The sequence below is a fragment of the Streptomyces sp. NPDC003720 genome (assembly GCF_042875075.1).
In the GTDB taxonomy this organism is placed as follows: Bacteria; Actinomycetota; Actinomycetes; order Streptomycetales; family Streptomycetaceae; genus Streptomyces.
The window spans coordinates 147,583-173,127 of record NZ_JBIANZ010000012.1 but is presented as its reverse complement, the minus strand read 5'-3'; the positions used below and the strand labels follow the sequence as shown (position 1 = coordinate 173,127).

At 72.1% G+C, this 25,545-nt stretch carries 23 protein-coding genes and 1 tRNA gene; 9 read left to right on the top strand and 15 right to left on the bottom strand.

Translation table 11 applies throughout. From position 1 onward, the window contains the following. The first annotated feature begins 162 nt into the window (after positions 1-162). Entirely contained in the window at positions 163-1,566 is a 1,404-nt protein-coding gene (locus ACFYU0_RS30660; protein WP_389305368.1) for an FG-GAP repeat protein, read from the top strand. An 18-nt stretch (positions 1,567-1,584) separates the two neighbouring features. Continuing rightward, positions 1,585-2,949: an FG-GAP and VCBS repeat-containing protein gene (locus ACFYU0_RS30655; protein ID WP_389305366.1), complete on the top strand. Its 1,365-nt coding sequence runs from the start codon at positions 1,585-1,587 to the stop codon at positions 2,947-2,949. Between the two features lie 545 nt (positions 2,950-3,494). Here the strand turns inward: ACFYU0_RS30655 and ACFYU0_RS30650 are convergent. After that, positions 3,495-3,576, bottom strand: a tRNA-Tyr gene (locus ACFYU0_RS30650). A 213-nt stretch (positions 3,577-3,789) separates the two neighbouring features. Between ACFYU0_RS30650 and ACFYU0_RS30645 the strand changes: the two genes are divergently transcribed. Then, positions 3,790-4,278 (top strand): YajQ family cyclic di-GMP-binding protein, encoded by a 489-nt coding sequence (locus tag ACFYU0_RS30645; protein ID WP_351667779.1) that lies wholly within the window; start codon positions 3,790-3,792, stop codon positions 4,276-4,278. A gap of 134 nt (positions 4,279-4,412) precedes the next feature. Here ACFYU0_RS30645 and ACFYU0_RS30640 read toward each other — a convergent pair whose 3' ends face one another. Continuing rightward, on the bottom strand, positions 4,413-4,679 hold the full coding sequence (locus ACFYU0_RS30640; protein WP_351667777.1) for a GlsB/YeaQ/YmgE family stress response membrane protein: 267 nt from the start codon (positions 4,677-4,679) through the stop codon (positions 4,413-4,415). A gap of 155 nt (positions 4,680-4,834) precedes the next feature. On the opposite strand from ACFYU0_RS30640, the gene ACFYU0_RS30635 reads away from it, so the two are divergent. After that, positions 4,835-6,118: an APC family permease gene (locus ACFYU0_RS30635; RefSeq protein WP_389305363.1), complete on the top strand. Its 1,284-nt coding sequence runs from the start codon at positions 4,835-4,837 to the stop codon at positions 6,116-6,118. 65 nt (positions 6,119-6,183) lie between these two features. Here the strand turns inward: ACFYU0_RS30635 and ACFYU0_RS30630 are convergent, their stop codons facing one another. The 12 genes from ACFYU0_RS30630 to ACFYU0_RS30575 all read right to left on the bottom strand — a co-directional run bounded on the left by ACFYU0_RS30630 (position 6,184) and on the right by ACFYU0_RS30575 (position 17,850). Continuing rightward, on the bottom strand, positions 6,184-6,576 hold the full coding sequence (locus ACFYU0_RS30630; protein WP_351667773.1) for a YccF domain-containing protein: 393 nt from the start codon (positions 6,574-6,576) through the stop codon (positions 6,184-6,186). Beyond that, a complete protein-coding gene (htpX, locus tag ACFYU0_RS30625) occupies positions 6,573-7,436 on the bottom strand; it encodes a zinc metalloprotease HtpX (RefSeq protein ID WP_365129521.1) in 864 nt (287 codons plus the stop codon). Before htpX ends, ACFYU0_RS30630 begins: the two co-directional genes overlap by 4 nt. A gap of 189 nt (positions 7,437-7,625) precedes the next feature. Next, the gene (locus tag ACFYU0_RS30620) at positions 7,626-9,149 is read right to left on the bottom strand and encodes an NADH-quinone oxidoreductase subunit N (RefSeq protein WP_389305360.1); all 1,524 of its coding nucleotides are present in this window, start codon (positions 9,147-9,149) and stop codon (positions 7,626-7,628) included. Continuing rightward, positions 9,146-10,723, bottom strand: coding sequence for an NADH-quinone oxidoreductase subunit M (locus ACFYU0_RS30615; protein WP_389305358.1), 1,578 nt, complete (start codon positions 10,721-10,723; stop codon positions 9,146-9,148). Before ACFYU0_RS30615 ends, ACFYU0_RS30620 begins: the two co-directional genes overlap by 4 nt. Before the next feature lie 6 nt (positions 10,724-10,729). Continuing rightward, positions 10,730-12,724 carry an NADH-quinone oxidoreductase subunit L gene (locus ACFYU0_RS30610; RefSeq protein ID WP_389305356.1) on the bottom strand — a complete coding sequence of 665 codons (1,995 nt, stop codon included), beginning with the start codon at positions 12,722-12,724 and terminating at the stop codon, positions 10,730-10,732. Further along, positions 12,721-13,107 (bottom strand): NADH-quinone oxidoreductase subunit NuoK, encoded by a 387-nt coding sequence (gene nuoK, locus ACFYU0_RS30605; protein ID WP_389305354.1) that lies wholly within the window; start codon positions 13,105-13,107, stop codon positions 12,721-12,723. The genes ACFYU0_RS30610 and nuoK overlap by 4 nt, the downstream gene beginning before the upstream one ends. Further along, positions 13,107-13,709: an NADH-quinone oxidoreductase subunit J gene (locus ACFYU0_RS30600; RefSeq protein WP_389305352.1), complete on the bottom strand. Its 603-nt coding sequence runs from the start codon at positions 13,707-13,709 to the stop codon at positions 13,107-13,109. Before ACFYU0_RS30600 ends, nuoK begins: the two co-directional genes overlap by 1 nt. Further along, positions 13,706-14,260, bottom strand: coding sequence for an NADH-quinone oxidoreductase subunit I (locus ACFYU0_RS30595; RefSeq protein ID WP_351667759.1), 555 nt, complete (start codon positions 14,258-14,260; stop codon positions 13,706-13,708). The genes ACFYU0_RS30600 and ACFYU0_RS30595 overlap by 4 nt, the downstream gene beginning before the upstream one ends. Before the next feature lie 2 nt (positions 14,261-14,262). Then, positions 14,263-15,231: an NADH-quinone oxidoreductase subunit H gene (locus ACFYU0_RS30590; protein WP_389305349.1), complete on the bottom strand. Its 969-nt coding sequence runs from the start codon at positions 15,229-15,231 to the stop codon at positions 14,263-14,265. Beyond that, complete coding sequence (locus ACFYU0_RS30585; protein ID WP_389305347.1) at positions 15,228-16,805, bottom strand: NADH-quinone oxidoreductase subunit C; 1,578 nt, start codon at positions 16,803-16,805, stop codon at positions 15,228-15,230. The genes ACFYU0_RS30590 and ACFYU0_RS30585 overlap by 4 nt, the downstream gene beginning before the upstream one ends. After that, positions 16,805-17,443 (bottom strand): NADH-quinone oxidoreductase subunit B, encoded by a 639-nt coding sequence (locus ACFYU0_RS30580; protein ID WP_389305345.1) that lies wholly within the window; start codon positions 17,441-17,443, stop codon positions 16,805-16,807. The genes ACFYU0_RS30585 and ACFYU0_RS30580 overlap by 1 nt, the downstream gene beginning before the upstream one ends. Further along, a complete protein-coding gene (locus ACFYU0_RS30575) occupies positions 17,434-17,850 on the bottom strand; it encodes an NADH-quinone oxidoreductase subunit A (protein WP_351667751.1) in 417 nt (138 codons plus the stop codon). The genes ACFYU0_RS30580 and ACFYU0_RS30575 overlap by 10 nt, the downstream gene beginning before the upstream one ends. Positions 17,851-18,086: 236 nt before the next feature. Here ACFYU0_RS30575 and ACFYU0_RS30570 point away from each other — a divergent pair, with 236 nt between their 5' ends. The 5 genes from ACFYU0_RS30570 (at position 18,087) to ACFYU0_RS30550 (ending at position 25,029) form a co-directional block, all read left to right on the top strand. Then, the gene (locus ACFYU0_RS30570; protein WP_389305343.1) at positions 18,087-19,283 is read left to right on the top strand and encodes a sensor histidine kinase; all 1,197 of its coding nucleotides are present in this window, start codon (positions 18,087-18,089) and stop codon (positions 19,281-19,283) included. Between the two features lie 225 nt (positions 19,284-19,508). Next, complete coding sequence (locus ACFYU0_RS30565) at positions 19,509-20,873, top strand: sensor domain-containing protein (RefSeq protein WP_351667747.1); 1,365 nt, start codon at positions 19,509-19,511, stop codon at positions 20,871-20,873. 220 nt (positions 20,874-21,093) lie between these two features. Beyond that, complete coding sequence (locus ACFYU0_RS30560) at positions 21,094-21,753, top strand: response regulator transcription factor (protein ID WP_351667852.1); 660 nt, start codon at positions 21,094-21,096, stop codon at positions 21,751-21,753. A gap of 293 nt (positions 21,754-22,046) precedes the next feature. After that, the gene (locus ACFYU0_RS30555) at positions 22,047-23,975 is read left to right on the top strand and encodes a 2-oxoacid:acceptor oxidoreductase subunit alpha (protein WP_351667745.1); all 1,929 of its coding nucleotides are present in this window, start codon (positions 22,047-22,049) and stop codon (positions 23,973-23,975) included. Then, a complete protein-coding gene (locus ACFYU0_RS30550; protein WP_389305341.1) occupies positions 23,968-25,029 on the top strand; it encodes a 2-oxoacid:ferredoxin oxidoreductase subunit beta in 1,062 nt (353 codons plus the stop codon). Before ACFYU0_RS30555 ends, ACFYU0_RS30550 begins: the two co-directional genes overlap by 8 nt. Positions 25,030-25,043: 14 nt before the next feature. Here the strand turns inward: ACFYU0_RS30550 and ACFYU0_RS30545 are convergent, their stop codons facing one another. Beyond that, positions 25,044-25,454 carry a helix-turn-helix domain-containing protein gene (locus ACFYU0_RS30545; RefSeq protein ID WP_351667742.1) on the bottom strand — a complete coding sequence of 137 codons (411 nt, stop codon included), beginning with the start codon at positions 25,452-25,454 and terminating at the stop codon, positions 25,044-25,046. Between the last annotated feature and the right edge of the window lie 91 nt (positions 25,455-25,545).

Genomic DNA, 25,545 nt, shown 5'->3' with positions numbered 1-25,545 from the left:
GCTCTCGCTGGTGGTAGACCGCGGCCATCACCATCTGGTGAACCTCGAAAATGATTCGAAGGCACATACAACCCTCGGGCCTGGACGTGAGTCTCTTGATCGCATATCGACCGTGGATGCCCTGACTCCGGCATCCCGCATGCCGCAGCCAGGAGAACCCGCATGCCCCAGCTCGATACCCCCATGCACAAGCACCACCTACGACTCGCCCTCGCGACGGCCACCGCGGCCGCGCTGACGGGCGGTCTGCTCTCAGTTGCGGCCACCCCGGCGGCGGCCGTAACCGGCCAGTACAGCGCTGACTTCAACGGCGACGGCTACAAGGACGCCGTCGCCCCGACCCCCGAGGCCACCGTCGGCGGCAAGTGGCACGCGGGCGCCATCGGCATCGTGTACGGCGGACCGGGCGGCGTCGGCCGTACCTCGTCCGTCAGCCAGAACAGCTCCGACGTCCCCGGATCCGCCGAGGAAGAGGACTGGTTCGGCGCCGCGGTAGCGGTCGGCGACTTGAACAAGGACGGCTACAGCGACCTGGTGGTCGGTTCCCCGTACGAGTCGGTCGGTGACGACGAGAGCGCCGGCGCGGTGGTGATCGTCTGGGGTTCGGCGAGCGGCCTGAAGGGGGCCACCACCGTGAAGGACCCGGCGCCGACCCGGCACGGCAACTGGGGACAGGCCCTGGCAATCGGCGACTTCACCGGCGACGGAAGGCCCGACCTCGCGGTCGGCGCCACCGGCACCACCCAGTGGATCATCAAGGGCGCCTTCAGCAGGTCCGGTTCGACCGGCGCGAAGATCACGTACACGACGTCGTGGACCGGCGGCGCGGGCGTCCTGCGCCTCACCGCCGGCAAGGTGAACACCGACGCCAAGGCCGACCTAGTCATCGGCGGCCACACCAAGATCGGTTCGGAGCGCTACCTCGACCACAACCACCTGTACTACGGCACGGCTTCGGCTCCGACCAGGAAGAGCGAACTGCCGTACGGCACCAAGCTCGCCATCGCCGACCTGAACAAGGACGGCTACGGCGACATCGTCACCGGCTGGACGCAGACCGCGACCGGCGGCGACCTGGCGGCCACCGGCCGGGCCCGTATCTCGTACGTCTCGTCCTCCGGCGTCTCCTCCAGTGCCGGCCTGCCTTGGCCGGGCATCCCGTCCGCCGGCGACATCAACGGCGACGGCTACAAGGACCTGGCACTCGGCGACCCCGAGGACTCAACCGATGACGTCGTCAGCGGAGCCGTCCGCATCCTCTACGGCACCGCCCGGGGCCTCACGTCCGACGCCGTCACGCTCACACAGAACGCTGCCGGCGTCCCCGGCAGCGGCGAGCGCAACGACTTCTTCGGCGACGGCACGCTGCTCACCGACCTGAACAAGGACGGCAAGGCCGACCTGCTGGCCGGCTCGGACGGCGAGAACGACTTCAACGGCAACGTCACCGTCCTGAAGGGCTCGGCCTCCGGTATCACGACCTCCGGCGCGACGACGTACGGCCCGAGCGCCTTCGGCATCTCCACCACCGGCGACCCCGGCCTCGGCCGCGACCTGACCGGCTGACTGACCCAAGGAGCCCCCATGCGCAGACCCATCCCCGCGGTCCTGAAGGCCGCACTCCTCGCCTCCGCCCTGACCCCTCTCGCCTTGAGCACGCCGGCCTCGCCGGCGGTCGCCAAGCACTACGACGACTTCAACGGCGACGGATACCGCGACGTGGCGTACGGCGGTTACGAACGGATCAACCACCCCGGCGGCGCCGTCACCGTCGTCTACGGCAAGGCAGGCGGCCTCGACACCTCGCACACCCAGGTCATCGACCAGGACACCTCCGGCATCCCGGGCGCGGGCGAGGAGGACGACATGTTCGGCGAGAGCCTCACCAGTGCCGACCTCAACAAGGACGGGTACGCGGACCTGATCGTCGGCAACTCGACGGAGCACGTGGGCAGCGCCCGGTACCGCGGCACGGTGACCGTGGTGTGGGGCTCCGCCTCGGGCCTGTCCGGTGGCACGGTCATCAGCCCGAAGTCCGGCGCGAGCGGCTCCGGGGCCCACTTCGGCGGCGACCTCGCCGCCGGCGACTTCAACGGCGACGGTTCGCCCGACCTTACGGTCCTCGGCGGAGGGGACGCCTGGCTGTACCGAGGCCCGTTCACCAAGTCTGGCACCACCGGCAGCGTCTCCGAGATCGACAAACCGGACGCGATATGGAACTCGTACGGCCTCGCCGCCGGAAAGGTCAACGGCGACGGCAAGACCGACCTCGTGGTCCTCGGCGAGCAGGGATCCGACAGCGCCGTACAGCTGCGCGCCTGGTTCCTCAAGGGCACCTCCACCGGCCTGGCCTCCGGCACGTCCAAGACCCTCGACAGCGACTGGAACGGCGGCCTCGGCGCGAACGCCGCCATCGGGGACTTCGACAAGGACGGCTACGGCGACATCGCCCTCGCCCAGCCCGACCGCGACCACGGCAAGGGCGCGGTGACCGTCTGGCGCGGCAGCTCGTCGGGCCCGAACGGCTCGACGACGTTCACGCAGGCCACCTCCGGCGTCTCCGGCTCCCCCGAGACCGACGACGACTTCGGCTACGACGTCTCGGCCGCCGACACCAACGGTGACGGCTACGCGGACCTGGCGGTCGGCGTCCCGCACGAGGACGTGAACGGTATGGAGGACCAGGGCGGCGTCCACGTCTTCCGGGGCGGATCCGGCGGCCTGAGCGGTTCGCGGTCCTCCTGGATCCCGCAGACGGTGCAGGGCGCGGCCGACTCGAACGTTGGCTTCGGCTACACCCTCCGCCTGCGCGACGTGACGGGCGACGGCAAAGCGGACCTGGGCATCGGGGCGGCGGAGTTGAGCGTCCTGCTCCGCGGCACGGGCACTGTCCCGACAGCCACCGGGCTGACGGAACTGCCCTCGATGGGCGGGGACTTCAGCGACTGAGGTGATGTGCCAGGCGGAGGTTCGGGGCGCTGACGCTGCTCATCGCCCCGGGCCCGCCGTGGCCGCCGGCCTTTTCGACTGCCGCCTGGTCAGGACTGCCCCCCGGACGAACCGCAACAACCTGTACGACTCGAAGGCGATAGCTGTGTTGCCCACAAGTGCGACTTCGGCGTAGCGCTCAATCCCTCATCGCCAGGATTCCGTGGCGGCCTCAAGCATGCCGTGGCTTGGCTGAGGCGGGAAGGGTTCACCCTCGTGGAGCCACCCAAGACCTTCCACCGGCGGGTAGGAGACCTGCGGCCAGCACGGCGTGCCGCCGGCGTAGCGTTGCACCGGCCCGTTCTTCTCCTGTGGGCGATCGGGCAGGCTGTTACCGGAGCCCCGCGCATGCGATCTTGATCCGCCACGCGCGATGCCATCGCCCCGCTGATAGAGAAGTACGCCCAAGTCGAGGACGGCATGGACAGCGCCCGGAAGAGTGCAGGCAACGCAGAGACCCCCTCTCACCAGGTGATTAACCTGGTGAGAGGGGGTCTCCCTCAGCGTGGCGGCGCCAGGATTCGAACCTGGGAAGGCTGAGCCGGCAGATTTACAGTCTGCTCCCTTTGGCCGCTCGGGCACACCGCCGGGGTTGCTGCCCTTCGGACCGTCTTTCGGCGGTGCTCCGTGGCAACGACGTAAACAATACCCGATGCGTGGGGGTGCTTCGCCACCCCATTGATCTCCACCTCCCGGCTCGCGGGGTGGCTAGGCTGGGGCGGATGCGGCCCGGCGTCACGCCGGGTTCGGCGGCCGCCGCCACGCACCCGATACGCACCCCGATACAAGGAGCCACAGGACATGGCCGACTCCAGTTTCGACATCGTCTCGAAGGTCGAGCGGCAGGAGGTCGACAACGCCCTCAACCAGGCCGCCAAGGAGATCTCGCAGCGCTACGACTTCAAGGGCGTGGGTGCCTCGATCTCGTGGTCCGGCGACAAGATCCTCATGGAGGCGAACTCCGAGGACCGGGTGAACGCCGTCCTCGACGTCTTCCAGTCCAAGCTGATCAAGCGCGGCATCTCGCTGAAGGCGCTGGACGCGGGCGAGCCCCAGCTCTCCGGCAAGGAGTACAAGATCTTCGCGACGATCGAGGAGGGCATCTCCCAGGACAACGCGAAGAAGGTCGCCAAGATCATCCGTGACGAGGGCCCCAAGGGCGTGAAGGCCCAGGTCCAGGGCGAGGAGCTGCGGGTCAGCTCCAAGAGCCGTGACGACCTGCAGACCGTGATCGCCCTGCTGAAGGGCAAGGACTTCGACTTCGCGCTGCAGTTCGTCAATTACCGGTAGTACGGCGCGGTCCGGCGGCGACGGCCACCGCGTCAGGCGCCGCCGGCCCGCCGGGTCGTGAGCAGGAAGGGTGGGCACCGTACGGTGCCCACCCTTCGCTCGCTCCTGAGGCGCGCCTCACCGCCCGCGTCGCGTCAGTCGCGCGAGTTGCCGAACAGGATGCGGTAGACGATCAGCAGGACCAGCGAGCCGCCGATCGCGGCGGCCCAGGTGGCGCCGTCGTAGAAGTGCTTGCTGACCGGGTGGTCCAGCCAGCGGGACGAGATGTAGCCGCCGATGAACGCGCCCGCTATGCCGATGAGGGTCGTGCCGATGAAGCCGCCCGGGTCGCGGCCCGGCAGCAGGATCTTGGCAATGGCTCCGGCGAGAAGCCCCAGGATGATCCAACCGATGATGCTCATGCCGTGAACCTGCCCTTCCGCGCTGTGTCCGCACTGGCCGGCCCCTGAGAATCCGGTGAGGATCGGCTGTCGGTCGCGCGCGTGTTCGTGCCGTGTCGAGGGAGAGGACGCCTCGAGTCCACCCGCCGGTTGCGCCGATCAGTAGGGTGCGGCGCATGACAGCTTCCGGAACGGCGTTGCGGCGCACCCTGGGCGTGCGGGACGCGGTGGTCGTCGGCCTCGGCGCGATGCTCGGCGCGGGCGTGTTCTCCGCCATGGGCCCGGCCGCCCGTGCCGCAGGGCGGGGGCTGCTCGTGGGGCTGGCCGTCGCGGCCGTCGTGGCGTACTGCAACGCCACGTCCTCCGCGCGTCTGGCCGCCCGCTACCCGGCGTCGGGCGGGACGTACGTGTACGGCAGGGAGCGGCTGGGCGAGTTCTGGGGGTATCTGGCCGGCTGGGCGTTCGTGGTCGGCAAGACGGCCTCCTGCGCGGCCATGGCGCTCACGGTGGGGGCCTACGTGTGGCCGGGGCAGGCGCACGCCGTGGCGGTGGCGGCCGTGGTGGCCCTGACCGCCGTGAACTACGGCGGCATCCAGAAGTCGGCGTGGCTGACGCGGGTGATCGTGGCCGTGGTGCTGGCCGTCCTGGCGGCGGTGGTGGCCGCGTGCCTCGCCTCCGGGCGCATGGACGCCGCGCGGCTCGGCCCCGGGCCGGCGACGGGCATCGGCGGTGTGCTCCAGGCGGCCGGCCTGCTGTTCTTCGCGTTCGCCGGGTACGCGCGGATCGCCACGCTCGGCGAGGAGGTGCGGGATCCGGCGCGCACCATTCCGCGCGCCGTCCCGATCGCTCTCGGCATCACCCTGGTGGTGTACGCGGCGGTCGCGGTGGCCGTGCTCGGCGTGCTCGGCGCCGGCCGGCTGGGGCACGCGACGGCGCCGCTGGCCGACGCGGTGCGCGCGGCCGGGGTGCCGGGGCTCGTGCCGGTGGTCCGGGTGGGGGCCGCCGTGGCCGCGCTGGGGTCGCTGCTCGCGCTGATCCTCGGGGTGTCCCGGACGACGCTCGCCATGGCCCGCGACGGTCATCTCCCCCGTGGGCTGGCCGCCGTGCATCCGCGGTTCCAGGTGCCGCACCGGGCCGAACTGGCCGTGGGCGCGGTGGTCGCCGTACTGGCGGCCACGGTGGACGTGCGCGGGGCGATCGGCTTCTCCTCGTTCGGCGTCCTGGCCTATTACGCCGTGGCCAACGCCTCGGCCTGGACGCTGAGCCCGGCCCCGCGGGCCCGGCTGACGCCGGCGGTGGGGCTGCTGGGCTGCGTCACGCTGGCATTCGCCCTGCCCGCGGTCTCGGTGGCCGTGGGCGCGGGCGTGCTCGCCGTGGGCGTGGTGGCGTACGGCGTACGACGGTGGTGGGCGGGCCGGGGTCCGCGCGCGGGCCGTCCGGAGCCTCGGCAGGGGGCGTGACCCGGCGGGCGATCCCCGGTGCGCCGCGCGTCGCCTGACGCGTGCTCAGGCCGCCGCCGGGCGCCTCAGCGGGCCGCGAACGGCTGGTCCGTGGGCACGATCTCGCGGCCCAGCGGGAACAGCGACACCGGGATCAGCTTGAAGTTGGCGACGCCGAACGGGATGCCGATGATCGTCAGGCACAGGGCGATGCCGGTCGTGATGTGGGCCAGCGTCAGCCACCAGCCGGCCAGCAGCAGCCACAGGACGTTGCCGACGCAGGAGGGGGCGCCCGCGTCGCGCCGCTCGACCGTGGTGTACCCGAAGGGCCACAGCGCGTAGACGCCGATGCGGAAGGCGGCGATGCCGAAGGGGATGCCGATGATCGTGACGCAGAGCAGTACGCCCGCGAGCAGGTATCCGAGGAACAGCCAGAAGCCGCTCAGGATGAGCCAGATGACGTTGAGGATGATCTTCACTGTGGACGCCCTGCCATCTTCTCGAGCCGGGAGATGCGGTCCGCCATGGGCGGGTGCGTGGAGAACATCCTGGCCAGCCCCTGGCCCGGCCGGAAGGGGTTCGCGATCATCATGTGGCTCGCGGTCTCGATCCGGGGCTCCGGGGGCAGCGGGAGCTGCTGGGTGCCGAGCTCCAGCTTGCGCAGGGCACTGGCCAGGGCCAGCGGGTCGCCGGTGAGCTGGGCGCCCGAGGCGTCCGCCTCGTACTCCCTGGACCGGCTGATGGCCAACTGGATGAGGGAGGCGGCGAGCGGGCCAAGAATCATGATCAGCAGCATGCCGAGCAGGCCGGGGCCCTCGTCGTCGTCGGAGCGGCCGATGGGGATCAGCCAGGCGAAGTTGACCAGGAACATGATCACCGAGGCGAGGGCGCCGGCGACCGACGAGATGAGGATGTCGCGGTTGTAGACATGGCTCAGCTCGTGGCCGATGACACCGCGCAGTTCGCGCTCGTCCAGCAGGCGCAGGATGCCCTCCGTGCAGCACACGGCCGCGTTGCGCGGGTTGCGGCCGGTCGCGAAGGCGTTGGGCGCCTCCGTCGGTGAGATGTACAGGCGGGGCATGGGCTGCCGGGCCTGCGTGGACAGGTCGCGGACCATCCGGTACAGCGCGGGGGCCTCGAACTCGCTGACCGGGCGGGCCCGCATCGCGCGGAGCGCCAGCTTGTCGCTGTTCCAGTAGGCGTACGCGTTCGTGCCGAGCGCGATCAGGACGGCCACGATCAGTCCCGTGCGGCCGAAGAAGCTGCCGATGACGATGATGAGCGCGGACAGTCCCCCGAGGAGTACTGCGGTCCTTAGCCCGTTGTGCCGGCGGTGCACGGTACGCCCTCCAAGTCGTGCTGCAGGGGAACGCTTTGGTCCAGTGGACCCTCCCGCTCTGGTCAACGCCAGGCGGCCGCCTCGAGTTCCCTTGAGCGGGCGGCGGCGCGCGTCGGCCGTACGGGTGACGTGCGATGACGGCCTTGCGCGCGTGGGGCCACGAGTGCCCCGCGCGCGCGTGGCGAGTCCTCAGAACAGGCCGGTGGCGGCGAAGCGCAGGACCAGCTGGGGCGCGCCGGAGAGCGCCACGCCGACGACGCCGGTGAGGGCGAGGGCGGCGGTGAGGGGGGCCGGGAGCGGGTGCCGGGCGGCGGCGCCCTCGGGGGTGCGGAACAGCAGGGCCGTCCACTGGAGGTAGTAGAAGAGGGCGATCACCACGTTGACGGCCATGACGACGGCGAGCCAGCCCAGGCCGGCGTCGACGGCCGCGGAGAATACGGTGACCTTGGCGAACAGGCCGATGACGCCCGGCGGCAGCCCGGCCAGGCACAGCAGGAAGAAGGCCAGCAGCAGGGCGGCGACCGGGTTGGCGGCGTACAGGCCGCGGTAGTCGCTGAGCCGGTTGAGCGGCTTCGTGCGTCCCACCAGGGCGGCCACCGCGAACGCGCCGAGGTTCACGGCGGCGTACATGAGGGCGTAGGCGACGGTGGAGCCGATGGCCTTCTGCGGGTCCTTGGAGTAGCCGGCGGCGGCGATCGGCACGAGGAGGTAGCCGGCCTGGCCGACGGAAGACCAGGCGAGCAGCCGTACGGCGCTGTACGCGCGCGTGGCCCGCTGGCGCAGGGCGCCGACGTTGCCGACGGTCATGGTGAGGGCGGCCAGGGCGGCGAGCGCGGGCCCCCAGGCGTCCGCGTACGACGGGAAGGCGACGACGGTGACGAGGATCAGCCCGGAGAAGCCGACGGCCTTGCCGACGACCGACAGGTAGGCGGCGATGGGCAGCGGAGCGCCCACGTAGGTGTCGGGCACCCAGAAGTGGAAGGGGACGGCGGCGGTCTTGAAGGCGAAGCCGACCAGGGTGAGGACGACACCGGTCTGGGCCAGGGTGTGCAGCTGCCCGTCGACGTGCTGGATGCGCTGGGCGACCTGGGTGAGGTAGAGCGTGCCGGTGGAGGCGTAGACGAAGCTGATGCCCATCAGGCTGACCGCGGTGGCGGTGACCGAGGACAGGAAGAACTTCAGGGCCGCCTCGGAGGACCGCTTGTCGCCGTGCCGGATGCCGACGAGCGCGAAGGCCGGCAGGGAGGCGACCTCCAGGGCGACGACGAGGGTGGCCAGGTCGCGGGAGGCGGGCAGCAGCGCGGCGCCGGCCGCGGAGGACAGCAGCAGGAACCAGAACTCCCCCGCCGGGACGCGCCGCCCCTCGTCGCCGAGGTTCGTCACCGACAGCAGGGCCGCTAGCAGGGCGCCGCCGAGGACGAGGAACTGGATGACGAGGGTGAAGTGGTCGGCGGTGTAGCTGCACGCGCGCGCGGGGGCGGGCAGGCAGAAGGTGCTGCGGTCGCCGTCGAGGAGCGGCAGCAGCATCAGCGCGGCCACCGCCAGGCCGGCCACGGAGGTCCAGCCGAGGAGCGGCTTGCGCGCCTCGGGGAGGAAGAGGTCGGCGACGAGGACGGCGAGCGCCACGACCGCGGTGATGACGGGCGGCGCGATCGCGAGCCAGTCGACGGACTGGACCAGCGACTGGACCGGGGGCTGGGCCAGGGCGCTCATCGGGTGCCTCCTGCGAGGAGCTGCTGCACGGCCGGGTCGGTCAGGCCGAGCAGGGCCCGCGGCCACAGTCCGGCGAGGACGGTCAGGGTGACGAGGGGGGTCCAGGCCGCGAACTCGTAGCCGTGCACGTCGGCGAGGGTCGTCGGGGTCTGCGGCGGCACGGCGCCCATGCAGACCCGGCGGACCACGATCAGCATGTAGGCGGCCGTCAGCAGGGTGCCGAACGCGCCGATCGCCATGAAGGTGAGGAACGCGGGGCGGCTGAGGCCGGCGGCGGGGCTGAACGAGCCGAACAGGGCCAGCATCTCGCCCCAGAAGCCGGCGAGGCCCGGCAGGCCGAGCGAGGCGACGGCGCCGAAGGCGAGCAGCCCGCCGAGGCGGGGGGCCTTGGCGTAGAGGGCCGCGCCCGTGTCCTCGGCCAGGGTGTCGAGGTCGGTGGTGCCGGTGCGGTCCTTAAGCGCGCCGACCAGGAAGAACAGCAGGCCGGTGATGAGGCCGTGGGCGATGTTGGCGAACAGGGCGCCGTTGACGCCGGTCGGGGTCATGGTGGCGATGCCGAGCAGGACGAAGCCCATGTGGCCGACGGAGGAGTAGGCGATGAGCCGCTTGAGGTCGCCCTTCGCCCCCTGTTTCGCCAGGGCCAGGCAGGCCAGGGACCCGTAGATGATCCCGACCACGGCGAAGGCGGCGAGGTACGGCGCGAAGGTGCGGAACCCGTCCGGCGCGACCGGCAGCAGGATGCGGACGAAACCGTACGTGCCCATCTTCAGCAGCACGCCGGCCAGCAGCACGGAGCCGACGGTCGGGGCGGCGGTGTGGGCGTCGGGCAGCCAGCTGTGCAGCGGCCACATCGGCGTCTTGACCGCGAGCCCGAGCCCGATCGCCAGTACGGCGATGACCTGCACGGACGTGGTCAGCGACCGGCCGTTGTCAGTGGCGAGTGCCACCATGTCGAACGTGCCCGCCTTGACTCCGATCAGGAGCAGGCCGAGCAGCATGACCACGGAGCCGAGCAGTGTGAACAGGATGAACTTCCACGCGGCCCGGGTACGGCCCTCGCCGCCCCAGCGGGCGATGAGGAAGTACATCGGGATGAGCACCGTCTCGAACGCGAGGAAGAACAGCAGCAGGTCGAGGACGGCGAAGGTCGCGAGGGTGCCGGTCTCGAGCAGGAGCAGCAGCGCGACGAACGCCTTCGGGGACGGGCCCGACGGCGGCTTGAAGTAGGAGTAGAGCGCGCAGAGGAAGGCCAGCAGCGCGGTCAGGACCAGAAGGGGGAGGGAGATGCCGTCGATGCCGAGGTGGATCCGCACGTCGAGTGCGGGGATCCAGCTGATGTCGGTCGTGGCCTGCATCTTCGACGGATGGTCGTGGTCGAAGCCGAGCGCGAGGACGACGGCGGCGATGAGGATCACGGCCGTCACGGTGACCCCGTGCCGCAGCACGGCCTGCTCGGGCGACTTCCCCTTCAGTCCGGGCGGGGCCGGGAGGAGGGCGGTGGCGGCGCCGAGGAGCGGGCCGGCGACGACGAACGCCAGAAGGAACTGCATCACGGACTCGTTGATATCGATCACGCCTGCTCACGCTCCCGTGGCGACGAGGAGGACGGCGACCGCCAGGACGACGGTGCCGGCGAGCAGCGCGCTCACATAGGTCTGCACATTGCCGGTCTGCGCGCGCCGTACGGCGGCCCCGAGCAGCCGGGGCAGGGCGGCCGCGCCGCGTACGTAGGTGTCGACGACCTCGCGGTCGAGGAACCGGACGAGACTCGCGCCGGCCTGGACCGGGCGGACGAACAGCGCCGAGTACACGGCGTCGACGTGGAAGCCGGCGGCCGCGTGCCGGTGCAGCGGGCCGAGCAGCAGCCGTCCGGGGTCCGCCGGGTCGGGCGCCTCGGCGATGTCGCCGTAGGCGGGCTCGTGGCTGGCGATGGCCTCGGCCTCGACCAGTCCGGCGTCGCCCTCGGGGTGGGCGGCGACGGCGCCCAGCGGGACGCGGGCGGCGAGCGCGGTGGTGCGCTGCCAGGCGCCGTAGGTGAGCAGTCCGCCGACGACGGCGAGGCCGGTGCCGAGGATGGAGGTGAGGAGGGTGGGGGTCAGGTCGCGGCCGTCGAGCCAGCCGGGCAGCGAGCGGTAGGCGAACCCGCCGAAGGCCAGGGACGGCACGGCGAGGACCCACAGCACCACGGTCATGGTCAGCGGCTGGCGGCCGTGGTCGGGGGCCTCGGCGCCCCGGCCGCGGAAGGCCAGCAGCCACAGCCGGGTGGCGTAGGCGGCGGTGAGCACGGCGGTGACCAGTCCGGCGACGAGCACGAGCCAGCCGGCGGCGCCGGGGGCCTGGGCCGTGTGGCCGGAGGCCACGTGCTCGGCGGCGCCGAGCACGGACTCCTTGGAGAAGAAGCCGCTGAAGGGCGGGATCGCAGCGAGCGCGAGCAGGGCCACGGTCATCGTCCAGTAGGCGTCCGGGACGCGTTCGCGCAGGTGGCCCATGCGGGACATGGCGGCCAGCGAGTTGGTGCCGGCGGCGTGGATGATCACGCCGGCGGCGAGGAACAGCAGCGCCTTGAAGGCGCCGTGCGACAGGAGGTGGAAGACGGCGGCGCCGCGGTCGCCTACGGCGAGGGCGCCGGTCATGTAGCCGAGCTGGCCGATCGTCGAGTACGCCAGGACCCGTTTGATGTCGTCCTGGGCGAGGGCGGCGAGACCGGAGCCGGTCATGGTGACGGCGGCCATGACGGCGAGGACCACCATCGCGGCCCGTGAGGCCTCGAAGAGCGGGAGGAGGCGGGCGACGAAGTAGACGCCGGCGGCCACCATCGTGGCGGCGTGGATGAGCGCGGAGACGGGCGTGGGGCCCGCCATCGCGTCGGGGAGCCAGGTGTGCAGCGGGAACTGCGCCGACTTGCCGGCCACGCCCGCGAGCAGCAGCAGGGCCACGACCGTCGGGTGGCCGATGCCGCCGTTGGCCACGGTGGCGAGGATGCGGGGGATGTTGAACGACCCCGCGTCGGTGCCCAGCGCGAACAGGCCGATGAGGAAGGGCACGTCGCCGAGCTTGGTGACCAGGAAGGCCTTCAGGGAGGCGGCGCGGGCCTCGGGGGTCTCCCAGTAGTGGCCGACCAGGAAGTAGGAGCAGATGCCCATGACTTCCCAGCCGACCAGCAGCACGATCAGGTCGCCGGAGTAGACGACCAGGAGCATCGCGGAGGTGAACAGGGAGACGAGGGCGGCGTAGGACGGGTAGCGCGGGTCGTCGCGCAGGTAGCCGGTCGAGTAGATCTGCACGCAGGCCGCGACGAAGGCGACCAGGACGGCGACCAGCGCGGCGAATCCGTCGATGTCCAGGGCGAGGTCGATCGGGACCGAGCCGGTGGGCGTCAGCTCGGTGTGGGCCTCGACGGCCCGGCCGCCGCCCTGCCGTACGGCGACCAGCGCGGTCAGCACGAGCGCGGCCAGCGTGGGCAGCACGGCGAGCGGGCGGACCAGACCGGGGGCGGTGCGGCCGAGCAGCAGCCCGGCGGCGGCGCCCAGGAACGGCAGGAGGGGGACGAGGACGGCGAGGGTGGTCGTGGTCACGCGGTGGCCTCAGCCTTCTCGGCCGCGGAGGCGTCGGTGCCGGGGCCGTCGGTGTCGTCGCCGTGGCCCTCGGCGGTGTCGCGGAGCCTGTCGATGTCGGAGGTGCCGCGGTTGCGGTACACGGCGAGCACGATCGCCAGTCCGATGCCGATCTCGGCGGCGGCGATGGCGATGGTGAACAGGGTCAGCGCCTGGCCGGAGTGCAGGGCCTCCGCGGCGGCCCGGCTGAGCCAGACGTCGAAGGCGACCAGGTTGAGGTTGACGGCGTTGAGCATCAGCTCGACGGACATCAGGACGAGGATCGCGTTGCGGCGGGCGAGGACGCCGTACAGCCCGGTGCAGAACAGGAGGGCGGAGAGCACGGCGGGATAGGCGAGGTGCATCAGCGGGTGCCTTCCTTCGCGCCGGGGGCGCCGGCCGCGGGGGCGGCGCCGGGAGGCGGGTCCGCCGCTGCCGCCTTGCGGGACAGGACGATCGCGCCGACCAGGGCCGCGAGGAGCAGGACGGACAGCGCCTCGAAGGGCAGGACCCAGTTCTGGAACAGGCTCTGGCCGGTGACGCGGGTGGTGCCGGCCGCCGGGCCGTCCAGGTCGATCCACGTGGTGCGGAACGCGTCGACGACCACCCAGACCAGGGCCGCCGCGGCGGCGACGGCCACGGCGAGGGCGGCCCAGCGGTTGCCGGAGTCGGCGTCCGGTGAGCGGCCGATGGGCGCCCTGGTGAGCATCAGACCGAACAGGAGGAGGACGACGACGGAGCCGACGTAGATGAGGACCTGCACCCAGGCGATGAACTCGGCGGTGAGCAGGAGGTACTCGACGGCCAGGCCGCCGAGCGCGACCACCAGCCACAGGGCGGCGTGCACGAGCTGCCGGGTGGTGACGGTGACGAGCGCGGCTCCGAGGGTGACCAGGCCGACGAGGAGGAAGGCGATCTCCACGCCGGTCGGGGACAGGAAGCCGTGCTGGGCCGCGGCGAGGCTCATGACCGCTCCTCCCCCTGCTCGGCGGCCTGCTGGGCGGCGAGCTTCTCGGCGGTCTTGCGGGCGGCGGCGATCTCCTTCGGCTCCTCCGCGCCCGGGTCGAGGGCGGGCGGGGCCGGGACGGTCCACATCCACTCGCGGAGTTTGTCGCGCTCGTGGGTGAGGTCGCGGATGTCGGTCTCGGCGTACTCGAACTCCGGCGACCAGAACAGGGCGTCGAAGGGGCAGACCTCGATGCAGATACCGCAGTACATGCACAGGGAGAAGTCGATGGCGAACCGGTCGAGGACGTTGCGGCTGCGCTCGCGCCCGCCGGGGGCGGCCGGCGGGACCGTCTCCTTGTGCGAGTCGATGTAGATGCACCAGTCCGGGCACTCGCGGGCGCACAGCATGCAGACCGTGCAGTTCTCCTCGAACAGGCCGATGACACCGCGGGTGCGGGGCGGCAGTTCGGGCAGGGCGTCCGGGTACTGCTCGGTGACGGTCTTCCGCGTCATCGTGCGCAGGGTGACGGCCAGGCCCTTGGCCAGGCCGCTGCCGGGAATCGGAGCCATGGCTACTGGATCACCACCTTGACGACGCCGGTGAGGGCGATCTGGGCGAGGGAGAGGGGGACGAGGAGGGTCCAGGAGAGCTTCTGGAGCTGGTCCTCGCGCAGGCGGGGGTAGGTCACGCGGAGCCAGATGACGACGAAGGCGAGGATCGCGGTCTTCAGCAGGGTCCACAGCCAGCCCAGACCCTCGGCGCCCCACGGGCCGTGCCAGCCGCCGAGGAAGAGGACGGTGGTCAGACCGCACAGGACGACGATGCCGGCGTACTCGGCGAGCAGGAACAGCGCGAACCGCAGACCGGTGTACTCGGTGTACGCCCCGAAGATGATCTCCGAGTCGGCGACGGGCATGTCGAAGGGCGGGCGCTGCAGTTCGGCGAGGCCGGCCACGAAGAACACGATCGCGCCGACGATCTGCCAGGGCAGCCACCACCAGTGGAAGGCGTGCACGATGCCCGGGAGGGACGCCGTGCCGGCCGCCATGGCGACGGAGGCCGCGGCGAGCAGCATGGGCAGCTCGTAGGCGAGCAGCTGGGCAGCCGTGCGCAGGCCGCCGAGCAGGGAGAACTTGTTGGCACTGGCCCAGCCCGCCATCAGCGAGCCGAGGACGCCGACGCCCATCACGGCGAGCACGAAGAAGATCCCCGCGTCCAGCACCTGCCCGACGGCCCCCTCGCTCGGCCCGATCGGGATGGCGAGCAGGACGAGCAGGTACGGCAGCAGGGCCACGGCCGGGGCGAGCTGGAAGACGCGGCGGTCGGCGCCGGCCGGGACCACGTCCTCCTTCTGCGCGAACTTCACACCGTCGGCGATGAGCTGGGCCCAGCCGTGGAAGCCGCCCGCGTACATCGGGCCGAGGCGGCCCTGCATGTGGGCCATCACCTTGTGCTCGGTCTGGCCCACGATCAGCGGGAAGGTGAGGAAGACGACGAACACGACCAGGAGTCGCAGGACGACATCCAGCGCGTCGTTCACCGCGGGCCTCCTGTGGGGTCGTCGGGGGTGGGGGGTTCTTCGGGACTCCGGGGCTCGTGAGCGTCCTGGGGGCGTCGCCGGGCCGGGTGGGCCTCGGCAGCGTCCTGGGGGTGCCGGGGCGGCTCGGCCTCCCGGGGCTGTTCGGCCCGCGAGGCCCGTTCAGCGTCCGTAGCGCGCTCGGATTCCGGGGCTCGCTCGGTTTCCGGGGCTCGCTCGGTTTCCGGGGCTCGCCCGGCCTCCTGGCTTGGCTCGGTTTCCGGGGCTCGCTCGGCCTCCTGGCTTGGCGAGGCCTGCGTCTCCTGGGTGTGCTCAGCCCCCGAAGCCCGCTCCGCCTCCGGGGCGGGCGCTGCCTGCGGGCCCTGCTCGGCCTCGGCCTCCGCTGGTTGCCGGGCCGGGGCCGATGGCTGGGTGGTCTCGGGGTGCTCGAAGGCCGGGCGGGCGTGGTGCCACGGGGCGTCCGAGCTGCGCGGGGCCGTGTCCCGGCGGGCCGAGCCGTCGGGTTCCGCCGGTTCGGCCGGGGTCTGGGCTCGCTGCGACGCCGAGCCTCCCGAGGCGGTGCGCGCACGGCGCGGGCGGGCCGGGGCCGGGCCGGGCTCGTGCGCCACCGAGGCCTCCGCGGCCGGTCCCTCCGCGGTCGGCTGCGCGGCGTCGCCCTCGGCTGCGGCCTGCTTGCGGGCCGCCGCGTCGTCGGCCGGCGCGGCCGACTGGCTCACCGAGCCTTCGCTCGCGCTCCTCGTCCGGCGCGGCCGCGCCCCGGCGCCGCCGGCGGCAGTACCTGCGGCACCGCCGCCGACTCCAGCAGCACCGGAAGCACCAGTAACACCGGAAGTCCCAGCAGCCCCAGCACCAGCGGCCCCCTCGGCCTCAGCCGTGGCCCCCGTCTGGCTGGCGGAGCCCTCCGAGGCTGTGCGGGTGCGGCGTACCGGGCGCTCGCCGGCCGCGCGGGCCGGGCGGTCGGCCGTCGCGCGCCCCGCGCCGCGGGCCGGGCGCGCCGGGGCGGGGGGGAGCTGGCCCTTCAGCGGGCCCCACTCGTTCGGGTCGGGGACGCCCGGCGGCAGCATCTGGCGGCGCTTGGGGCCGCCGTGGTCGGACTCCCCGGGCTCCTTGGCGCCCGGCCAGGCCTTGGCCACACGGGCGGCGAGGACGAAGTCCTTGCGCAGGGGGTGACCCTCGAAGGTCTCCGGGAGGAGCAGGTGCTCCAGGCCCGGGTGGCCCTCGAAGTCGACCCCGAACATCTCGTGCGTCTCGCGCTCGTGCCAGGCCGCGCCCGCGTAGACGCCGACGGCGGACGGCAGCGCCGGCGCCTCGTGCGGCACGGTGGTGCGGACCAGGAGGCGGCGGACCGGGTGGAGGGCCACGACGTGCGCCGAGACGCGGAAGCCCGTCCCCGGTTCGTCGACCGCGCTCAGCCAGTCGAAGTAGGTGCAGCGCAGGGTGGTGCGGGCCGTCTCCAGGGCGGTGAGCCAGGAGGACGGCGGCACGTCCACCGTCAGGACCTCGTAGGACTCCTCGGCCGTGGCCTCGGGGCCGAAGAGTTCCCCGGCGGGTGCGGGCAGCCAGCCGGCCGTGCTCATCACGCGTCCCCTTCCACGGCGGGCGCCGGGGGCTTCACCAGGTCGCTGTTCAGCGCGGCCGCGGACGGGCGGACGGTTCCGTACCGGTGCTCGAGCGACTCGCGGGCGATCTTCTCCTGGAGCTTGAGGATGCCCTGGAGCAGCGCCTCGGGACGCGGCGGGCAGCCCGGGACGTACACGTCGACCGGGATGATCTGGTCGACGCCCTTGGTGACGGAGTACGAGTCCCAGTAGGGGCCGCCGCAGTTGGAGCAGGCGCCGAAGGAGATGACGTACTTCGGCTCCGGCATCTGCTCGTACAGGCGCTTCACGGCCGGCGCCATCTTGTCCGTCACCGTCCCGGAGACGACCATCAGGTCGGCCTGGCGGGGGCCCGGCGCGAAGGGGATGACACCGAGGCGGATGAAGTCGTGGCGGGCCATCGACGCGGCGATGAACTCGATCGCGCAGCAGGCGAGGCCGAAGTTGAACACCCACAGCGAATAGCGGCGGCCCCAGTTCAGGACCACCTTCATCGGCTCGGGGGCGAGCCGGGCGAGGGCGCCGAGCCGCTTGGGCTCCGGAAGCAGGACGGGCTCCGCCGCGGACGGGTTCTCCGTGACGGACGGGGCGGACGGGGCGGACGGGTTCACGTCCATGCCAGCACCCCCTTCTTGTAGGCGTACAGCAGGCCCACGGCGAGGAAGCCGAGGAAGACGAACATCTCCACCAGGGTGGCCGCGCCGTAGCCGGGCGCGGCGAAGACCGTCGCCCACGGGAACAGGAAGATCGAGTCGACCGCGAAGATCACGTAGAGGAACGCGTAGACGTAGTAGCGGACCTGGGTGTGGGCCCAGCCCTCGCCCACGGGGTCGACGCCGCACTCGTAGGTGAGCAGTTTCTCCGGGGTGGGCACCACCGGGCGCAGCAGCCGGCCGGCGCCGAACGCGACCGCGACGAAGAGCACGCCGATGAGCGCGAGCAGTCCCACGACCGAGTAGGACCGGAAGTAGCCGGCCGCGGCGTCCGCCGCGGCGACCGTCGAGTCCCCCAACGTCTCCCGCACCGTCCGCCTCGCTCCCTGACCTCGTGACCTTGGTGAACCCGGTGCAGTGGACCCCTGTGCTGCGACCTGATTCGAGGATCTGTACGCACCGGAGTCTAGGCCCTGATAAAGACACGGTAAGCAGCCCATCACGGCGTGAGACGCCGGGGGCGGGGCCGGGGGTGGGGTTTTCCCCAGGGAACGGGGGCGGTGGACCGCATGGCACAAGAGGCGCCGGGCACGGCAGGCTGGCCCGCATGACCGCTTCCGCCTCCACCGCCGGCCGGACCGAGGGCTCCGACCGTCCTGCGTCCGACCGCCCGCCGGCCGCCCGTTTGGCCCTCGACGGGCGCACCTGGAAGGAGATCGCGCATCTCCTGCTGAACCTGCCGGTGGCGGTGTTCGGCTTCACCTACGTGTTCACGGTGGTGCTCGTCAGCGGGATCCTCACCCTCACGGTGATCGGGCTGCCGCTGCTCGCCGTCTGCCTGCTGGGCGCCCGGCAGCTCGGCAAGCTGGAGCGGAGCCGGTCCCGGGCGCTGCTCGGGGTGCGGGTGGACGAGCCGTCACCGCTGCCGCTCGTCCGGGGCGGCGGGATGTTCCAGCGGCTGTGGCTGGCGCTGAAGGACCCGGTGGGCTGGCGGACGCTGCTGTACGACCTCATCCGGCTGCCCTGGGGCGTCCTCACCTTCTGCACCGTGCTGGTGTCGCTGTTCGTGCTGTGGCCGGTGCTGCCGTTCATCGCGCGGGGGCTGACCAACGTGGACCGGGCGATGGTGCGGGGGCTGCTGTCGCCCTCCGACGAGCTGGAGCGGCGGATCGCCGAGCTGGAGTCGGACCGCGGGGTCGTGGTCGACACGGCGGCCGCCGACCTGCGCCGCATCGAGCGGGACCTGCACGACGGGGCGCAGGCCCGGCTGGTCAACCTCGCCATGGGCCTGGGCCTGGCGAAGGAGAAGCTGCTGGAGGATCCCGACTCGGCCGCCGCGATGGTGGACGAGGCGCACGGCGAGGTGAAGCTCGCGCTTCAGGAGCTGCGCGACCTGGCCCGGGGCATCCACCCGGCGGTGCTGACCGACCGCGGCCTGGACGCGGCGCTTTCGTCCGTCGCCTCCCGCTGCACGGTGCCGGTGAAGGTGACGGCGGATCTGCCGTCCCGGCCCGCCGCCGCCATCGAGGGCATCGCCTACTTCACCGTCTCCGAGCTGCTGCAGAACGTCAGCAAGCACAGCCGGGCGCGCTCCGCCTCGGTCGACGTCTGGCGGTCCGAGGACCGGCTGCTCGTCCAGGTCCGCGACGACGGGGCCGGCGGCGCCCGGCTGGAGGGCGGCAGCGGTATGCGGGGCCTGGCGGAGCGGCTGGGCGCGGTGGACGGCCTGTTCCTGGTGGACTCGCCCGTCGGCGGCCCGACGGTGGTCACGGCGGAGCTGCCGTGGCGGGACCGCAAGGAATAGCCCGCCTCGCCGGCACCACTCCCTGGCGGGGCCACCCCGCCGGCGCCCCGCACCCGCACCCTCCCGCCCCCGCTCCCCCCGCCGGGTCCCGGTCCGTCCGGGTGGGGTGGGGAAAACCCCCGGTTCGAGACGCCGACGGCCTCCATGGTTCCGGGGGCCGCGGCCCGCCACGCTGGTCACACGGTCGCAGCAGCGCCGCCACGACGAGGAGAACGGACGACACCGATGGCCACGGAGTACGGACAGGGGTACGGGCGGGGACACGGGCACCCCGCCGGATCCGGCTTCCCCGCCCACGACGGGGAGCGGCGCCACCGGCTGCCCGCCGCCCTGCGGGCGCCCGTCGAGGCGCGGAGCCTGCGCGAGTTCGGCTATGTGCTGCTGAGCCTGCCGATCGCGATCGTGCTGTTCTGCTGGGCGGTCACCATGGTGTCGCTCGGCGCTGGTCTGCTCGTCACCTTCCTGGGGGTCCCGGTGCTGGCGGCGGCGCTCGCCGGCTGCCGCGGCTTCGGCGTGCTGGAGCGCACGCGCGCGCGTGCCCTGCTGCACCTGGAGGTGGCCGACCCGGAACCGCTGCGGACGGCCAAGCCGGGCGTGTTCGCCTGGATGGGCGCGGTGCTGAGGAGCGGCGCGTCCTGGCGTCATCTGCTGTACGCGCTGCTGCAGTTCCCGTGGGCGGTGTTCTCGTTCGTCGTGGGGGTGAACTTCTGGACGGTCGGCTGGGCGCTGCTGACGTATCCGCTGTGGTTCTGGGTGCTCCCGATGTACGCGGGACAGGGCGGTCTGCAGCTCTACGGCGACGCGCACCACAGCGTCTACCTCGACAACCCGTTCGAGATCACCGTGACGTCGCTGGTGGGTCTGGTGTTCACCCTGGCCACGCCCTGGATCGTGCGCGGGCTCGTGACGGTGGACGGGCTGCTGGTGCGCGGCCTGCTGGGGCCGTCGCGGCTGTCGGCGCGGGTCGTGGAGCTGGAGTCGGACCGCGGGGTCGTGGTCGACACGGCGGCCGCCGACCTGCGCCGCATCGAGCGGGACCTGCACGACGGGGCGCAGGCCCGGCTGGTCGGCCTCGCCATGGATCTGGGGCTGGCGAAGGAGAAGCTGCGGGAGGACCCCCAGGAGGCGGCCCGGATGGTGGCGGACGCGCACGGTGAGGTGAAGACGGCCCTGCAGGAACTGCGGGACCTGGCGCGCGGCATCCACCCCGCGGTGCTGACCGACCGCGGCCTGGACGCGGCCCTGTCCGCCGTCGCCTCGCGCTGCACGGTCCCGGTGCGGGTGGAGGTCGAGCTGCCGTCCCGGCCCGCCGCCGCCATCGAGGGCATCGCCTACTTCACCGTCTCCGAGCTGCTGCAGAACGTCAGCAAGCACAGCGGGGCCCGGTCCGCCTCGGTCGACGTCTGGCGGTCCGAGGACCGGCTGCTCATCCAGGTGCTGGACGACGGGGTCGGCGGCGCCGACGCCGCCGGGGGCTCGGGCCTGGCCGGGCTGGCCGGCCGCCTGGACGCGGTGGACGGGGTCCTGGTCGTGGAGTCGCCGGCGGGCGGCCCCACCCGGGTGATCGCCGAGCTGCCCTGGCGCGGCTGAGACGCGCCGCCCGCGCGGCCCGGGTCCGCTGGGACGGACGCCGGTGCGCCGGGTCACACGGCCCGGGCTCGACGGGCGGCGAGAAGCGCGTACGCAGGACTGTTTCCCCCGGTCCCCGGCGCGCCGCCCCGAATGCTGGAATGCTTGACCTTCGTACGAGACGCGCGGGACGCCGTCGGAGGGTCGGGCTGTGGGGGGCCGGGAGATCGTGGAGAACAGGGTGCGAGTGGTCATCGCCGAGGACTCGGTGCTGCTCAGAGAGGGCCTGACCCGGTTGCTGACCGACCGCGGGCACGACGTCGTGGCCGGCGTCGGGGACGCGGAGGCGCTGCTCAAGACCATCGCCGACCTGGACGCCCAAGGTGAGCTGCCCGACGTGGTGGTGGCCGACGTGCGGATGCCGCCGACCCACACCGACGAGGGGGTGCGGGCGGCCGTGCGGCTGCGCAGGACGCACCCGGGGCTCGGCGTGCTGGTGCTGTCGCAGTACGTGGAGGAGCGGTACGCCACCGAACTGCTCGCCGGGTCCAGCCGGGGCGTGGGCTATCTGCTCAAGGACCGGGTCGCCGAGGTGCGGGAGTTCGTGGACGCGGTGGTGCGGGTCGCCGGGGGCGGTACCGCGCTGGACCCCGAGGTGGTCGCGCAGCTGCTCGGGCGCAGCCGCAAGCAGGACGTGCTGGCGGGGCTCACCCCGCGCGAGCGCGAGGTGCTGGGGCTGATGGCGGAGGGCAGGACGAACTCGGCGGTGGCCCGGCAGCTCGTGGTCAGCGACGGCGCCGTGGAGAAGCACGTCAGCAACATCTTCCTGAAGCTCGGCCTGTCCCCGAGCGACGGCGACCACCGGCGTGTTCTGGCCGTTCTGACGTATCTGAACTCGTGATGGACCGACACTCGTCAGCAGGGTGTCAGTCCGTACGGCTTCTGTGGGGACGGGTACCCGGGTGGCGGAAGGCGGAGGAAGGAACCTGAAAGGCGCACAGGCACGGCGAGCCGGTGGACCGTAGCTTGGGCGGCGCGAGGAACCATGAGAATCCAGTGCGACGGGCCGTCCCGGAGCGCCGTCCATCATGCGGATGGCCGCCGGAGGGCGACCCCGAGCGACGTAGGGTTGATTCTGGGACGGTCCGTGGGACGACCATCCCCGGACAGCCGCCTCGAAGGAGGTCCAGTTCAGTGACCAGCCAGGTCAGCAGCCCAGCGGAGCAGGCCGACGCGGCCGTCGTGGGAGAGCAGCGCAAACCGGGCGGAGCGAAGGACGTGCGGCGCCTGGACCGGGTGATCATCCGGTTCGCGGGGGACTCGGGTGACGGCATGCAGCTCACCGGCGACCGCTTCACCTCGGAGACCGCGTCCTTCGGCAACGACCTCTCCACCCTCCCCAACTTCCCCGCCGAGATCCGCGCCCCCGCGGGCACCCTGCCCGGTGTCTCCTCCTTCCAGCTCCACTTCGCCGACCACGACATCCTCACCCCGGGCGACGCGCCGAACGTGCTGGTCGCGATGAACCCGGCGGCCCTGAAGGCCAACATCGGCGATTTGCCGCGCGGCGCCGAGATCATCGTCAACACGGACGAGTTCACCAAGCGCGCCCTGCAGAAGGTCGGCTACGCCGCCTCCCCGCTGGAGGACGGCTCGCTCGACGGCTACCACCTGCACCCCGTGCCGCTGACGACCCTCACGGTCGAGGCGCTCAAGGAGTTCGACCTCTCCCGCAAGGAGGCCGAGCGCAGCAAGAACATGTTCGCCCTGGGCCTGCTGTCCTGGATGTACCACCGGCCGACCGAGGGCACCGAGAAGTTCCTGAACAGCAAGTTCGCCAAGAAGCCGGACATCGCGGCCGCGAACATCGCCGCCTTCCGGGCGGGCTGGAACTTCGGCGAGACGACCGAGGACTTCGCGGTCTCCTACGAGGTCGCGCCGGCCGCCAAGGCCTTCCCGGTCGGCACCTACCGCAACATCTCCGGGAACCTGGCCCTGGCGTACGGCCTGGTCGCCGCCTCCCAGCAGGCGGATCTGCCGCTGTTCCTGGGCTCGTACCCGATCACCCCGGCCTCGGACATCCTGCACGAGCTGAGCAGGCACAAGAACTTCGGTGTCCGGACGTTCCAGGCGGAGGACGAGATCGCGGGCATCGGCGCGGCGCTGGGGGCGGCCTTCGGCGGCTCGCTGGCGGTGACGACCACGTCCGGTCCCGGTGTCGCCCTGAAGAGCGAGACGATCGGTCTCGCGGTGTCGCTGGAACTGCCGCTGCTGGTGATCGACATCCAGCGCGGCGGCCCGTCGACGGGCCTGCCGACCAAGACCGAGCAGGCGGACCTGCTGCAGGCGATGTACGGCCGCAACGGCGAGGCCCCGGTTCCGGTGGTCGCCCCGAAGACCCCCGCGGACTGCTTCGACGCGGCTCTGGAGGCGGCCCGGATCGCGCTCACCTACCGCACCCCGGTGATCCTGCTCTCCGACGGCTACCTCGCCAACGGCTCCGAGCCCTGGCGCATCCCGGACCTGGACGAGCTGCCCGACCTGCGGGTCCGGTTCGCCACCGGCCCGAACCACACCCTGGACGACGGCACCGAGGTGTTCTGGCCGTACAAGCGCGACCCGCAGACCCTCGCCCGGCCGTGGGCGATCCCGGGCACGCCGGGTCTCGAGCACCGCATCGGCGGCATCGAGAAGCAGGACGGCACGGGCAACATCTCCTACGACCCGGCCAACCACGACTTCATGGTGCGCACCCGCCAGGCCAAGATCGACGGCATCGACGTCCCGGACATCGAGGCCGACGACCCGGACGGCGCGCGCACCCTGGTCCTCGGCTGGGGTTCCACCTACGGGCCCATCACGGCCGCGGTGCGCAGACTGCGCGCCGCGGGCGAGGCCGTCGCGCAGGTCCACCTGCGCCACCTCAACCCCTTCCCGCGCAACCTGGGCGAGGTGCTCGAACGGTACGACAAGGTGGTGATCCCCGAGATGAACCTCGGTCAGCTCGCCACGCTGATCCGGGCGAGGTATCTGGTCGACGCCCGTTCGTACAACCAGGTCAACGGCATGCCGTTCAAGGCGGAACAGCTCGCCGCCGCGCTGAAGGAGGCCATCGATGACTGACGCCACCAACGGGCTGCTGCAGCTGGTGCCCAAGGCCGAGGCGAAGCAGTCGATGAAGGACTTCAAGTCCGACCAGGAGGTGCGCTGGTGCCCGGGCTGCGGTGACTACGCGATCCTGGCCGCGGTCCAGGGCTTCATGCCCGAGCTGGGGCTGGCCAGGGAGAACATCGTCTTCGTCTCCGGCATCGGATGCTCCTCCCGCTTCCCGTACTACATGAACACCTACGGGATGCACTCCATCCACGGCCGCGCCCCCGCGATCGCCACCGGCCTCGCCGCCTCCCGCCGGGACCTGAGCGTGTGGGTGGTCACCGGTGACGGCGACGCCCTCTCCATCGGCGGCAACCACCTCATCCACGCCCTGCGCCGCAACGTCAACCTGAAGATCCTGCTGTTCAACAACCGGATCTACGGCCTGACCAAGGGGCAGTACAGCCCGACCTCGGAGATCGGCAAGATCACCAAGTCGACGCCGATGGGCTCGCTGGACGCGCCGTTCAACCCGGTCTCCCTGGCGATCGGCGCGGAGGCGTCCTTCGTCGCCCGGACCATCGACTCCGACCGCAAGCACCTCACCGAGGTGCTGCGCGCGGCCGCCGACCACCCGGGCACGGCGCTGATCGAGATCTACCAGAACTGCAACATCTTCAACGACGGCGCCTTCGACGCCCTGAAGGACCGGCAGCGGGCCGAGGAGGCGCTGATCCGCCTCGAGCACGGGCAGCCGATCCGCTTCGGGGCCGACGGGGCGCGCGGGGTCGTGCGCGACCGGGAGACCGGCGATCTGAAGGTGGTGACGGTGACCTCGGAGAACGAGGCGGACGTCCTGGTGCACGACGCGCACTCCGCGTCCCCCACCACCGCCTTCGCCCTGTCCCGGCTCGCCGACCCGGACACCCTGCACCACACCCCGATCGGCGTGTTCCGCTCGGTCGAGCGGCCGGTCTACGACACCGAGATGGCCGACCAGCTCGACTCGGCGATCGAGCAGCACGGCAAGGGCGACCTGGCCGCCCTGCTGGCCGGCGGGGACACCTGGACCGTCGTCGGCTGACGGCGGAAAGACCCTTACGAGGCCCGGGACCTGGCTTCCCGGGCCTCGTCGTATGCCAGCCGGGCCCGCTCCACCTCGTCCATGTGCTCGTGCGTCCACCCGGCGAGGGACCGCACCTGCCGCGCCGCCGCCTGTCCGAGGTCGGTGAGCGAGTAGTCCACGCGGGGCGGGATCACCGGTTTGGCGTCCCGGTGCACCAGGCCGTCGCGCTCCAGGGTCTGCAGGGTCTGGGTCAGCATCTTCTCGCTGACCCCCGGGCCGCTGTACTTGCCGACGGCCCGGCGCAGCTCGCTGAAGCGGTACGGCCGCTCCAGCAGCTCGATCAGCACGAGGACGCCCCAGCGGCTGGTGAGGTGCTCCAGCACGAGGCGGTACGGGCACTGGGCCTCCGCTGCCGCTGCGCTCGCCTTGTCACTTACTGCCATGCCAGTACCTTACTTCAAAGTGGGTACTTTCGCTGGGTTAGCGCCACCCCTAGGGTTAGTGACAGAGACACGGAGTCACCGACGGAAGCAC